15 protein-coding genes are annotated in these 12,521 nt (G+C 41.3%); 3 read left to right on the top strand and 12 right to left on the bottom strand.

Annotation, left to right across the window (positions count from 1 at the left end; all coding sequences use genetic code 11):
- Positions 1 to 12: 12 nt before the first annotated feature.
- Genes O9323_RS16480 through O9323_RS16470 form a run of 3 tightly spaced genes read right to left on the bottom strand, consistent with a single transcriptional unit; the run spans position 13 to position 2,490 of the window.
- Positions 13 to 222: a hypothetical protein gene (locus O9323_RS16480; protein ID WP_002752080.1), complete on the bottom strand. Its 210-nt coding sequence runs from the start codon at positions 220 to 222 to the stop codon at positions 13 to 15.
- Between the two features lie 11 nt (positions 223 to 233).
- The gene (locus tag O9323_RS16475) at positions 234 to 1,913 is read right to left on the bottom strand and encodes a glycosyltransferase family 39 protein (RefSeq protein WP_193977234.1); all 1,680 of its coding nucleotides are present in this window, start codon (positions 1,911 to 1,913) and stop codon (positions 234 to 236) included.
- A 1-nt stretch (position 1,914) separates the two neighbouring features.
- Positions 1,915 to 2,490, bottom strand: coding sequence for a hypothetical protein (locus tag O9323_RS16470; RefSeq protein ID WP_002738922.1), 576 nt, complete (start codon positions 2,488 to 2,490; stop codon positions 1,915 to 1,917).
- Positions 2,491 to 2,726: 236 nt separating this feature from the next.
- Between O9323_RS16470 and O9323_RS16465 the strand changes: the two genes are divergently transcribed.
- Positions 2,727 to 2,921: a hypothetical protein gene (locus O9323_RS16465; protein WP_002738625.1), complete on the top strand. Its 195-nt coding sequence runs from the start codon at positions 2,727 to 2,729 to the stop codon at positions 2,919 to 2,921.
- 304 nt (positions 2,922 to 3,225) lie between these two features.
- Here the strand turns inward: O9323_RS16465 and O9323_RS16460 are convergent, their stop codons facing one another.
- On the bottom strand, positions 3,226 to 4,755 hold the full coding sequence (locus O9323_RS16460) for a pyruvate kinase (protein ID WP_004161938.1): 1,530 nt from the start codon (positions 4,753 to 4,755) through the stop codon (positions 3,226 to 3,228).
- A 610-nt stretch (positions 4,756 to 5,365) separates the two neighbouring features.
- On the opposite strand from O9323_RS16460, the gene gatB reads away from it, so the two are divergent.
- Complete coding sequence (gatB, locus tag O9323_RS16455) at positions 5,366 to 6,838, top strand: Asp-tRNA(Asn)/Glu-tRNA(Gln) amidotransferase subunit GatB (protein WP_288125440.1); 1,473 nt, start codon at positions 5,366 to 5,368, stop codon at positions 6,836 to 6,838.
- Positions 6,839 to 7,117: 279 nt separating this feature from the next.
- On the top strand, positions 7,118 to 7,768 hold the full coding sequence (locus O9323_RS16450) for a ParA family protein (RefSeq protein ID WP_002745320.1): 651 nt from the start codon (positions 7,118 to 7,120) through the stop codon (positions 7,766 to 7,768).
- A gap of 17 nt (positions 7,769 to 7,785) precedes the next feature.
- Here O9323_RS16450 and O9323_RS16445 read toward each other — a convergent pair whose 3' ends face one another.
- The 8 genes from O9323_RS16445 to O9323_RS16410 all read right to left on the bottom strand — a co-directional run.
- The gene (locus O9323_RS16445) at positions 7,786 to 8,238 is read right to left on the bottom strand and encodes a DUF8637 domain-containing protein (RefSeq protein ID WP_149107541.1); all 453 of its coding nucleotides are present in this window, start codon (positions 8,236 to 8,238) and stop codon (positions 7,786 to 7,788) included.
- Positions 8,239 to 8,286: 48 nt separating this feature from the next.
- The gene (locus tag O9323_RS16440) at positions 8,287 to 9,069 is read right to left on the bottom strand and encodes a pentapeptide repeat-containing protein (RefSeq protein ID WP_002752072.1); all 783 of its coding nucleotides are present in this window, start codon (positions 9,067 to 9,069) and stop codon (positions 8,287 to 8,289) included.
- A gap of 547 nt (positions 9,070 to 9,616) precedes the next feature.
- Complete coding sequence (locus tag O9323_RS16435) at positions 9,617 to 10,279, bottom strand: Na(+)/H(+) antiporter subunit B (RefSeq protein WP_002752070.1); 663 nt, start codon at positions 10,277 to 10,279, stop codon at positions 9,617 to 9,619.
- Positions 10,279 to 10,821, bottom strand: a complete 543-nt coding sequence (locus tag O9323_RS16430; protein ID WP_002752068.1) for a DUF4040 domain-containing protein — start codon at positions 10,819 to 10,821, stop codon at positions 10,279 to 10,281. The genes O9323_RS16435 and O9323_RS16430 overlap by 1 nt, the downstream gene beginning before the upstream one ends.
- A gap of 8 nt (positions 10,822 to 10,829) precedes the next feature.
- On the bottom strand, positions 10,830 to 11,099 hold the full coding sequence (locus O9323_RS16425; protein WP_002752066.1) for a monovalent cation/H(+) antiporter subunit G: 270 nt from the start codon (positions 11,097 to 11,099) through the stop codon (positions 10,830 to 10,832).
- Entirely contained in the window at positions 11,096 to 11,347 is a 252-nt protein-coding gene (locus tag O9323_RS16420) for a hypothetical protein (RefSeq protein WP_002771873.1), read from the bottom strand. The genes O9323_RS16425 and O9323_RS16420 overlap by 4 nt, the downstream gene beginning before the upstream one ends.
- Entirely contained in the window at positions 11,344 to 11,727 is a 384-nt protein-coding gene (locus tag O9323_RS16415; RefSeq protein WP_002752062.1) for a Na+/H+ antiporter subunit E, read from the bottom strand. The genes O9323_RS16420 and O9323_RS16415 overlap by 4 nt, the downstream gene beginning before the upstream one ends.
- On the bottom strand, positions 11,724 to 12,521 hold a 798-nt coding region (locus O9323_RS16410), incomplete at its 5' end, for a proton-conducting transporter transmembrane domain-containing protein (RefSeq protein ID WP_272097016.1). The genes O9323_RS16415 and O9323_RS16410, both read right to left, overlap by 4 nt.

Here is a 12,521-nt window from a genome sequence, read left to right as displayed (position 1 = left end):
CGCAAACCCTAGTTAATAACTTAACTTCAGAGCATTTACTGGTACATCATCCCAGGATTCTACGGTTCTTAAAACTGCTACCCACCCCGCTTGTTTTTGTTCGTCCGTAAGATTGGTTAACCAACTTTGATGACAATCTTTTGCCGCTTGTTCGTCTTGACAGGCAATACAAGCTTGTACTAAACCACAGGGATCAATCTGTTCATTTACCCAAATAATCATAGTTAATAGCCCTACTTAACTTTATTATTATAATCCATCGATCGCCCACAGAGAAACTTTTGATATTGATAACCTGTTACATAATTGGAGGACAACTCTGAAGGTTGACAGTCCGATAAATCTATTGAAGAATGGAAATTGATTAACCATAATTCAAAAGGGGGAGAAGATGACCGATTAAAATTTGGCTTTTCTTCTGGGTTAACTAAGATAAACTTAGGGTTTTTATCGGGAAATCTTTGGTTAAATTCCCAAGCAATTCCCATCATTTCTCCCACCTGCACCAAACTCCTATAGCTAGTGGCAATTACTAACGGATAACGGCTATTATTTTCGATAGTGGTAACTAATTTATCTGGGCGATAATACTTACGATAGCCTAAATTAAAAGTCACACTTAGGGAACTAACTAAAGCCATGATAATTACAATAATTACTATTCTTTTCTGCTGCCTTTGCCAACAATTGTCTAATAAAATTGCCAGAATTAAAATTACCGAGGGAAAGTAAACAAAACTATATCTAGCTCCCCGGGTAATATCGATCGAAAGCAGATAAGTGATGACAAAGAAAATAGCAATTGAACTGAGAAAAAATGCCGATAGAATGCCTAATTCTGGTTTATAGGAGTCTAGCCACGCTGTTTTTAATTGTGGGATAATCCAGAGAAAAAACCCGATCATTATTGCCCCAGAAATCAAGATAATTATTAAAGATTCTGATTCGACGGGGAGCAGGGAAAGCATAGTTATTAATGTTCCCAGTAACTGAAAAAGGGGGCTAATTACGGCTAAAAAACTATCATTGTCTCTCTGAATCCAACCAGTCATCTGATTGCCATAATCTTTGGGTACAAACGTGATAAACCAAATAATAATAAAGCTCAAGTTACCTAAAAAAACTAAACTTAAACGCCACCAATTAGTTATCCAAAAGTTTTTTTGTTTGATTTGCTTGAATAAAATCAATAATAAAGTTATCGCTTCTGCGAGGATAGTTAAACTAAAAAAATAGTGGACTAATAACCCTAGACAGTTGACAATTAACCAGAAAAAAACCAAAGTATGGGATATTCTCTTATGGTCGATAATTTTGCTGCTTGCCCTCAGAAAACAGCCTAAAGATATGAGGACAAATACAACCGCTAAAGTATAATGACGCGCTTCTTGGGAGATAAAAACCGCGTAGGGAGAAACCGCCATTAAAATCGCCGACAGAAAAGCGATCGAGCCAGATTTAAAGACCAATTTACTGATAAAATAAATTAGAGGAATCGAAATAACTCCCCAAAATACTGCCAGCGATCGCATTCCTGCTAAAGATACATATTCTCCCCGATCAAAGAATAATTTATTCCAGAAATAGGCGAAAATAAAATATAAAGGTGGATGATTGTCCTCCTGAATAACTAATTTAATTACATCGGCAATAGTTGCCTGATGGTTGCTCTGGAGAGGTGCTAATAAAGTGTCTAGGGAAATTATTTGATTTAACGGCACTATCTGGTAATTATTGCCAATACTAAAAACCATAGTGGCAAATTCATCCGTCCAGGGAGGTTTGCTCGTTAATTGTGTTAACCTAATAACCAGTCCCAAAATTATTACTAATCCTAACCAACAAAAATCAGACCAAGCTAACCGCTCCTTGCCTTTTTGTTGTAGATTAGAAATGACTGTAGATAAATTCAATTTAATTGTTATCTCCAAAAGATTCGATTATTTTAACCGCTTCCGATGGGGAAATATCTTGACGGCAATTAGGATAATCATACTCCTCCCGGGCAATTAATGCCCCACTGAGACGATAAAAATATTCTCCCATTTTCATCCAATCGGAATATAAATCGGGTTCGGGGAATTGTTGCCTTAATTCCGAGTCTTTGGGTGTACCATAATTAAGCCAGTATCCTTCTCCAAATAGTGGGGAATTGAGTGCTAGGGTTCCCTCTAATTCTAAACCATCATCGCCCCTGGCGTTTTCGATTCCTTCCACCAAAAAACAGCTATTCTCGGCATTTTCAAAGAGGACTGCGTATCCTTTCCCCTCTTCTGCGAGGATTTTAATCTCGCTGGCCCGAAATCCGGGGGGGATATAGTTAGGTAAAATAATCTTAGCATCTAGCGATCGCAGTTGTTGCCGTTGACTGGCGCTCAAAGTTACCGTTTCTGCTCTCAAATATTGCCCATTGTCAATAATAACAATAGATAATCCTAAAACTAAAGGCCAGAAAAATTTTATGGTCATAATCGCTGTTTCTAGGGTCATATTCTGGAGAATATGTCAGTTTTTAGCCAATTTACTGATTATTTAACCATATAAGCGACGAATATTGCCCTTTTCCTGTTCCCGATTCCCTATTTACCGATTCTAATCGACAAAAAATCATAGCTTATCTGTGGATTCCACTTTTTTCCACTTCTGTCACCCGGAATTATGGGACTGACATCACCCCAAACCCTCTCGTATTCTAAGGTTATCGACAGGAAAGAGAGGTAACAACCATGTTAGTCAGCCACCAAAATCCAACTTTTGTCCGTAACTACTTAATCGCAGTTATCTCCGTGGTGATGATGGGTGTGGGAGTTGCCGATCTCGTCAATAATCCCTCCCGAATCGCTCAACAAAACCGTCTTGATGGTTATGGTCGCTATGTTAGCGCTGGTTTGGTTAGCGGTGCGGTCAATAATATGCGTTAATTTGCCTCTGATTCTCAATCCTGTTGAAAAGGTGTGGCTCTCCCAGGTTTGGTGGGTAAAATGTATTCTAAGATACATTACTCCTAGCGAGGGAGTGGAGCGAACCACAAAGACACAAAGGACACAAAGATCGATCCTATGTAAGTTAAACTTATCACACAGAACCTAGAAGAGCCAAGGTGTGGGGGAGTGGGTAGTTTTTTCAGTGATCAGTAAACAGTAAACAGTGAACTGATAACTGATAACTGATAACTGATAACTGATAACTGATAACTGATAACTGATAACTGATAACTGAAACTGCCTAAACCCAAGAATGGAGAGCGCGTAATTGGGGCGTTTTTTTAGCTTGGTGGGTCTGCATTCTTTGTAAAACATCATCGAGAATTGTCACCGCTTCGCGGATATATTCCCCCTTATTCAGCATGACACATTCGGCCCTTTCGGCCATAGCGGCATCGGTAATCTCGGCCCGGGAGGGAATACTTTTCTTGACCAGATTTTCTAGGACTTGGGTAGCCCAAATTACTGGAATATGGGCCGCTTCGCATAACCAGAGAATTTCCTCTTGAATTTCTGCTAATCTTTGATAGCCAATTTCTACGGCCAAATCACCCCGGGCAATCATCACCCCAAAAGGTTGTTTACCGGCGGCATGGATGATTAATTCCGGTAGATTTTTCACGGCTAAAGGTGTTTCTATTTTGGCCACAATTGCTTTTTGTCGCCAAGCATCCCCCAAACGACTTTGTAACTCTAGCTGTAGTGTCTCGATATCGCTGGCTTTTTGTACAAAAGAGTAACCGATAATATCGGCATTTTCGGCAATAAAATCTAAATCTTGCCGGTCTTTTGCGGTCAAAGGATCGATATTTAAGACGGTATCGGGGAAATTTAGTCCCTTATCTGCTTTGAGTTTTTCCCCTTTCTCCCTGGCGTGGGTAATTTTTAGTAAAAGACCTTCCGGCATTATGGCAATAACTTCAGCCCCAATATGACCATCATCAATCCAAACTTTCGCCCCGACGGGAATTTGGGGAATAATTTCCGGTTGGGAACAATTAGCCTGAAAATACTGAGGATGGGCAGTATGGGGCGGTTGGGTGGTTAAGAGGAGAAAATCCCCTTGATATAGTCTGGTTTGGGACTGGGGAGCTAAAATCTGTTCTAAACGGATTTTTGGACCGGCTAAGTCCATATAAACTTTACAGGTATGTCCATTGACTAAATTTTCGGGATTTTTGACTGCCTCGCGCAGATTTTCAATCATTCCCTGCCACTCTTTGGGTCCATCATGGGCGCAATTAATGCGAATACAGTCCATCCCGCAACGCAGTAATTGGGCGATAAAATCGGGGTCGGTTGCCGCCTCCGTCGGCATTGTCACCATAATTCGCACCCGACGCCGGGGGGAAGACAGACCAAAAACTTCGGCGCTATGGGAGGCTAAAAGTTGATCTCCTTGGAAAAATGCCTCTAAAGGGGGATGTTTGGGTAATAATGAGGCTTCTTGATGACAAACCGCCCCTAAAGTGGCAATTACGGCATCGAGAGTCGGTAAAACTTTCGATTCAATCCGGCCTAGGGAAGATAATCCCCAGGGCATTAAAGCTAATTGTAAATCCCGGATATCTTCTTGTCTCAGGGCGAGATAATAGGCTAAATTACGGGTGCTAGGTTGAAAATTATCCTTTTCAATCAGGTTTTTCCACTGCTGCAATTTCTCCTCTCCTTCCACTGTTACAAAATGCCGTAACTTTTGCAGATGATGGAGGAGAGTTTGAGGGTAGGATAATTGTTCTCGTTTGAGTTGTTCTGAGAGAGTTAAAGACATAAAATTAAGTAAAAAGTAAAAATCGTCAATTAAGTAAGTGGTTTCAATTAAATTGAAGATAGATTTTGTCCTTGATCCCCCCTGCCCCCCTTGATAAGGGGGGTGCCGATCCCCCCTTAATAAGGGAGGTATCTGACAATTTTTAACATCCACCTACTTACTAAGGCAATATTTGCCTAGAAAATGCTCACTTTCGCCGCTTATATTGCTTTTGTCCGGCTATGGGGTCAGTTCTTGGACATAATCTCTCTGTTTCTATACTAAGCGAATATCCCGCCTCTAGAAGTTAATTTTTGCTACGATTTATGTCGGTTATCTTCATGGTGAGGTGGGAAGTTTTCGTTTTCGGGAGTCGCTGGTCGGTGGTCGCTACTAGAAAAGCTAGGTTTATCGGTGAAAAACTATCGATAAGCTTCCCTGTTTTATACCTTTGATATTATTAAAATAATGGCGGACATTGGTTGAATAAATTATCTTTTTTGAGCTATATTAAAGGTGCATAAAGTTATTAGTAACTACAGTATTAAGTTTTATGAAGGGAGGGAATGATCCAGAATCGCGACTATAATGATTAAACAGATCATTCCTGTGTCGGCGAGAGCGAGAAAATATGTCTGCCACTGAATACGAAGCAATTATCGGTTTAGAAACCCACTGTCAACTCAACACCAGAAGCAAGATATTCTGTTCCTGTCCCACCAACTTCGATAGTCCCCCCAATACTAACGTCTGTCCCATCTGTTTGGGTTATCCGGGGGTATTACCCGTCCTTAACCAAGAAGTCCTGGCCAGTGCCGTTAAACTGGGATTAGCTATCGATGGTAAAATCACACCTCATAGCAAATTCGATCGCAAACAGTATTTTTATCCCGACCTGCCGAAAAATTATCAAATTTCCCAGTATGATCTCCCTATTGTCGAACAGGGTCAACTAGAAATCGAGATCGTCGATAAAAAAACTAAGGAAGTTAGCCGCAAAATTATCGGCATTACCCGTCTGCACATGGAAGAAGACGCGGGAAAACTGGTTCATGCTGGCAGCGAACGTCTCTCCGGTTCCACCCATTCCCTCGTGGATTTTAATCGTACAGGTGTACCATTATTGGAGATCGTCTCGGAACCGGATTTACGCACCGGGGCCGAAGCGGCGGAATATGCCCAAGAATTACGGCGTTTAGTGCGTTATCTCGGCATCAGTGACGGTAATATGCAGGAAGGTTCCCTGCGCTGCGATGTCAATATTTCTGTTCGCAAAAAAGGCACTAAAAAGTTCGGGACTAAGGTAGAAATTAAAAATATGAACTCCTTTAGTGCTATCCAAAAAGCCATAGAATACGAGATTGATCGACAAATTGAAGCGATCGAAAATGGCGAACTAATCGTACAGGAAACCCGTCTTTGGGAAGAAGCTACTCAACGGACGATTAGTATGCGGAAAAAAGAAGGTTCTAGCGATTATCGCTATTTTCCCGAACCGGATTTACCCCCCCTAGAAGTCTCCCCCGAACAGTTAAAAGCTTGGGCAGAAGAATTACCGGAATTACCCGCTCGTAAACGTCGTCGTTATGAAGAAGAATTTGGTCTTTCCCCCTACGATGCCAGGGTTTTGACCGATGATCGCACCGTGGCCGAATATTTTGAAACTGCCGTAATTGCGGGGGCCAATGCGAAATTAGTCGCTAACTGGATCAGTCAAGATATCGCCGCTTATTTGAATAATAATAAGCTGATGATCACGGAAATTGCCCTGCAAGCGTCAGACTTAGCTGAATTAGTTAAACTGATTGAAACGGGAACAATTAGTGGCAAAATTGCTAAGGAAATTTTACCGGAACTTCTCACCGAAGGCGGTTCACCCAAAGCGCTGGTGGAAAAGAAAGGATTAATACAAATTTCTGACACTTCTGCGATCGAAAAACTGATCGAGGAAATTATCGCCTCCCATCCAAGCGAGTTAGAAAAATTCCGGTCTGGTAAAACCAATCTTAAGGGATTTTTTGTCGGTCAAGTCATGAAAAAAAGCGGCGGTAAGGCCGATCCTAAATTAACTAGCCAAATCTTAGATCAAAAACTTTCTGGTTAGTTATATTCAGTGATCAGTAATCAGTAAACAGTAATCAGTGAACTTAAAACTCAAATCTGATAACTGATAACTGATAACTGGTAACTGGTAACTGATAACTGATAACTGATAAGTAGCTGGTTATAATTAAATTGAAGATAGATTTTAGGTTCGATCCCCCCTGCCCCCCTTGATAAGGGGGGTGCCGGTAGGCGGGGGGATACCCCCTTAATAAGAGGGGCATCTGATAACTTTTAACGCCTACTTACTTAACTGATAACTGATAACTGATAACTGAAAATGACCTCGCAATTAAAGCCTAATAGCCCAAAAATTCTCGCTGTTGTCAACGGTAAAGGTGGTGTGGGTAAAACCACCACTGCGGTTAATTTAGCGGCAATTTGGGGACAGAATCAGCGTGTTTTGCTTGTGGATGCGGATCCCCAGGGTTCCTCCACTTGGTGGGTAGAAAGAAATCAAGCGGGTATGGTATTTGATTTAGCCAAACAAATTAATACAGAGAAATTAGGAGAATTGCGTCAAATTATCGAGTATGATCTGATCGTGATTGACACACCACCAGCTTTGCGTTCCGAATTACTTACGGCAGTAATAGCAGAATCAGATTATTTAATTTTACCGACTCCTCCCGCACCGATGGATTTAATGGCTTTAATTGACACGGTACGCACGGCAGTTAAACCCCTAGGAATTGCCTATCGGGTTTTATTAACAAAAGTGGATTCTCGCAGTCTTAAGGAAACTTTAGAAGCACAAAATACTCTATTAGAATTAGGTATTCCCGCTTGTCATGCTTTTGTCAGAAATTATAAGGCCCACGAAAAAGCCGTTTTAGACGGGGTTGCTATTACCAATTGGCGCGGTAAAAATGCCCAGGAAGCCAGCGCCGATTATCGTCGTGTGGCCGAAGAATTAGAACGGGATTGGTAGATTTATGAACAGGTTTTCTAAGGACAATATTTTTGCAGTAAAGAAATCACTAAATCTAGACCATCGGGCTGAACTTGAATAGTATAGGCTTCGGCTTCGATTTGTCTGCTAAAACCCTGATAATTCATAAAAAATCTTCTGGTCATTGCTGGTGGTTCTATGGCTAAATTAAGAGCTTTAACTGTTTTGCCTCCATGACAAAGTTGAGCGGCATGGACAGCTTCATGAATTAATGTTGGTCGGGCAATACCTAAGTCAAAAACTAGGGGATGAATCCAAATAATTCTAGTTTTACTATCAAATAAACCGTAGGCTCCTCGTGCTGGTGGCGGGGCAATTTTGACGATGAAATTGTGTTTTTCTAAAGCTTTCTGCAGCTGGAGAAAATCAGGATTTGCCGCCGCTAAATTTTCTCCTGCAGCTAATTGCATCCCTAGAAAAACAGCAGCGATTGTGTAATAAATGCCCATCAGGTGATAGTTCCTATTAAAGAAAAATCAAAATTAGCAGGAGGTTATTCATTGATGAATCGAACCATCGGGGAGAATTGTTCCTGTTAAAATTGCCCCGGTTAATTTCACCATAATACGCTTACCAAAGCCAATTTTTGCCCCGCGTAAATCCGCCGCCGACAGATCCGCCCCGCTTAAATCCGCCCCGATGAGATTGGCTTCCTGTAAATTTGCGCCCTTAAGGTTAGCTTCGAGGAGATTGGCGCGAAAAAGATTAGCTTTGTACAGATTAGCTTTTTCTAGGTTAATTTTGTGCAGGAAACTATCGCTTAAGTCGGCATGGCTTAAATCAGCCCCGATGAGACTGCGACTAGAGAGATCTTTTTCTTTCAGGTTAGCTCCCTGTAAATCGGCTCCGTTTAAATCCCGATAGTGAGGGCGCCAGGCGCCATGATTGTGAACCTGATGGTTATTCTGGGAGTGGCTGTGTTGACTATGGGTTTGTTGACTGTGGGTTTTATGACTGTGGGTTTGGGAATTTTGGCTGGGTTGGCTAGGGTGAGGCTGATAGGGAGAAGCAGTTTTATAGGCGTGGGCGGGCTGTGTTTCAGTTTTAGGGGCGGAATTGGAGCGTTTAGGAGAATTTTGATGAATTTGCCGCAATTGTTCCCTAGCTTGGTTAATTTCTTGCAGTTTAGCGGTGGCTTTTTCCAAAAGACGCTGATTATCTTTGGGAATGCGATCGGGATGCCAAATAAACACCAAATCTCTGTAGGCTTGATTGATCTCATCGAGAGATGCCCCATGATCTAACCCTAAAACTTTATAGTATCGCTCCAATTCTTTCATTATCGAAGTCCTAATACAAGGATAAAAGCATTAATGGCTACAATTTCTCTGAGTCTTGTCGGATTTTCTAGGAGAGGATTTCTTTCAGGATAATTTGACTCTGGGAGAGTTGCCATAAAATTTGAGAAAATGTCTGGTAATTAAGAAAATCTCGTTTTTCTATCCTGTTTTGATGCGTAACTGTATAGCACATAACAGCAAAATTAGCAAATTTTTGATACAAAACTTAATTTGTGCTGTTGGGGGTTAGGGAGAGAGAAGTGGGGAAGCGAGCAGGGTGAAAGCGTCTCAAGCGCTATTGACAATTGGCCAATTTTGTGATCCGCGTGGGACTTTCAAGTGATACCAGTCGATTAGAATAGTTAGGAAATCGACCCATTTGGTCTATTTTTGCTTAACAATTGAGATGGTAAATTCTACTCAAATATGCTTGAATCGTCCTCTGGGTAAGCAACTCACATAAAGTTCATTTTGTCAAGGATTGTTAAGATGCGCTTACCCCGACATTGATATTCTCAATCTTAATTGAAATGACTATATTAACCTCTCACAATAAACCGCGATAACGGATAAAAACGAGGATTACTGCCCAAGAACCTAAAGCTACTTTAACGGCGACTAAAATGTTTAGTATCGGTAAAATACCCCCACTAAATAGCGCCCCTAATTCCCCGTGGGGTAACTCAAATCCTGAGAGAGTAATGGCGGCTAAAACAATAAAAACTAAGACGGAAATTTTCTCCCATGTTGCCGCTTGCCAACGGCGATAAATTGCTTGCATCCATTCGGGAGACGAGGTAATTGCTATTAAGCCAATTGCCGTACCTCCGGCGACTCCAGCGGCAAAACCTCCCCCCGGACTTAAATGTCCGCGGATAGCTAATTCAATGCCCACTAAAGCGGCAATTGTTGACCCTAAACGGGCTAAAATAATTGAAGGTTGGTCGGTAAATTGATGGATTTTACTGGCAGGTTTTTCGGTGGCTAAAAGAAAATTCGCCCCCATAATCGCAATGGTAAAAACAATCACTTCATAGATGGTATCGTAGAGACGATTACGAAAAATAACCACCGAAACCGCATTAGGAACACCGCCGTCGCGCACTAGGGATTCAACAATGTCTAGGGATAATATAGAGGAAGCAGTATTGGGAATAATTACCATTTTGACAGCGAAGGCAATGGCGGCTAGAGTATAAATCCATTTCATTAGTGTTTCTCCTCTAATTTGGGGGTTTCAATACAGGTTAAAATCGTGTTGACTGCCGTTAATTCATTTTTAAAAATATCGTAGAGATAGGGTAATCTAATTGTGGTTTCGTAGGGGATGGTTTCTGGATTGTCTTGACGGATACAGACGGCATGAATATCCTTATCTATAAGTGCCTGTTGCAAAGCTTGTTTATCACTGTAGGCAACTAATTCTAACCGCATAAAACGTTTACTTAAAACCGTTTGTAGTTGAGTTTTTAACTGTTCTAAAACTGTATCGGTTTCCTCGGCAATTACTCCTAAACGCATCACTAAAGAGGAACGAATCGCCACCGCGTAGAGGGTTACAGCTAACATGGTTCCCATCAAAGCTTCGGTTAAAGATACATCTGCTGCCCCTAATAAAGCATAAACTAAGGCTGCTATTGCCCCTAAAACTCCGCGAATTACTAAAGCTTGGTAGGGATTAGATTGTAACATCACCATCGCCGCAGTTAAAGGCAAGAGGGCAACAATAACATAGAGATAACTTTCATTCATCTTTAATTTTACTCTCGATCGCTAGAAGTATAAGCCAAAACGTAGCCTAACATGGTGTTCCAAATTGCTAGGGAAATTATTGCCAATAATAATAAAGGCCAATTTTGGGGAACTTTCAAAAGTAGCCCGAAAATAATCGCCATCGAACCCAAAGTATCAGCGACAGATAGACCATGTAATTTATATAATACCGAGCGCTTGTCTAAAAGATGCGCCGTTCCCCAAAACCAGAAAAAAACTCCGATAGCGATGCAGATATAACTGAAAATGTCAATCATGATTCGTTCAATCGTTTAAGAATTTGTGCTAATAACATAAAACCGGCATTACCAACACTGAGAATAATCACTGCTACCACTCCAATCATCCAATCATCCCGCAGAACCGACACCACTAGAATAATAATCGATGATTTACTGGAAGCACTGGCAAAGGCGGCCATTTTTTGCCAGATGTCATCATTTCTTGCCACTTCATAAAGGGGAATTAATAGGGCGACAATCATGGCAATGAGAACAATATTCATCCCTGTTGACTCCGTTTAATTACATGAACTTCATAACCCTCATTTTCCTTGTATTCGGTGACGATAGTTTTCGGGGTAAAGGTAATGAGAAATATATCCCAAAAAGCCAATCTGGGTGAACGTTTACCCGAAATTCTCTCTAAAATAATTTCTTCTTCCTTGTGGGGACGAAAGATAATTTCAAACGCTTCTTTATAAGCTTGGGGAATAGCCATAAAGACTTTAATTATTACCTTTAACCAATCGCCTAAAGTTTCGCTAGAGGCGAAATTACGGGGCAAAAGAAAAGCAATAGCCACCCCGATCATAATATTAGCAGGGGTAAAATTAGCGGTGAGCAAAAACCACATAGTTAAACGCAGAATTATATGTCCAATCATGCCAATACCATCCAAAATAATAGAACTAACATTATACTCATCATACCGACGATATTATCAAATTGTTCCCAAGCTCGTGATAATTTTAGGGATAACTTTTTGAAAACTACCAGATATAACCACCACCCGGCACCGATGACGGCTAAAGCTTTGATAAGATTGGGGAGATTATAAGCTTCCACATAGACGGCATTGGATAAAAATAGGGCGGCAAGGAGTAGAATTATTGCTATCCAGAAACCGATAGTTAGCTTCTGTTTACTTTCGCCACCCGCGTGGGGTAAAAAGATAAATTTAGCAAAGGAAATCGCCGTCCCCACCGCCACAAGATTGATCATAATCTCTTGCCAGGGGACTAAATTTTTCATCGTTAACGCTTTCGCCCCAAAACCGGATAATAAGGGGAATCCAGAGATAGAAAAACTAGCAACCACGAGGGCAATCCAGAGGGAATTAGGAATCGATTGTTGCTGTAATTCTTTAAAATTGCGGCTGGGTAAAACTCCCGCTAACAGAAATAGGCAAGATTTAACTAAACCGTGGGTAAGGGTATAAAAACCACTGACTACCGGGGCGGCTAAAATAAAACCTAATTGGGAAATAGTATGGAAGGCTAACATCCGCTTGCTATCCTTTTCAAACACCGCATAGGATACGCCAAAAATCGCCGTTAGCACCCCCAAAAGCCGAATTAGGGGATCCAAATCCTCTAGGATTAAAGCACAGCGCAGGAGGGGAAAAATGCCAGCTTTTACCACCACCCCCGACATCAGCGCCGAGACGGAGGTTTCCGA

The organism is Microcystis sp. LE19-131.1A (assembly GCF_027532015.1).
GTDB lineage: Bacteria > Cyanobacteriota > Cyanobacteriia > Cyanobacteriales > Microcystaceae > Microcystis > Microcystis ichthyoblabe_A.
This window is presented reverse-complemented; position numbering and strand designations above follow the sequence as displayed.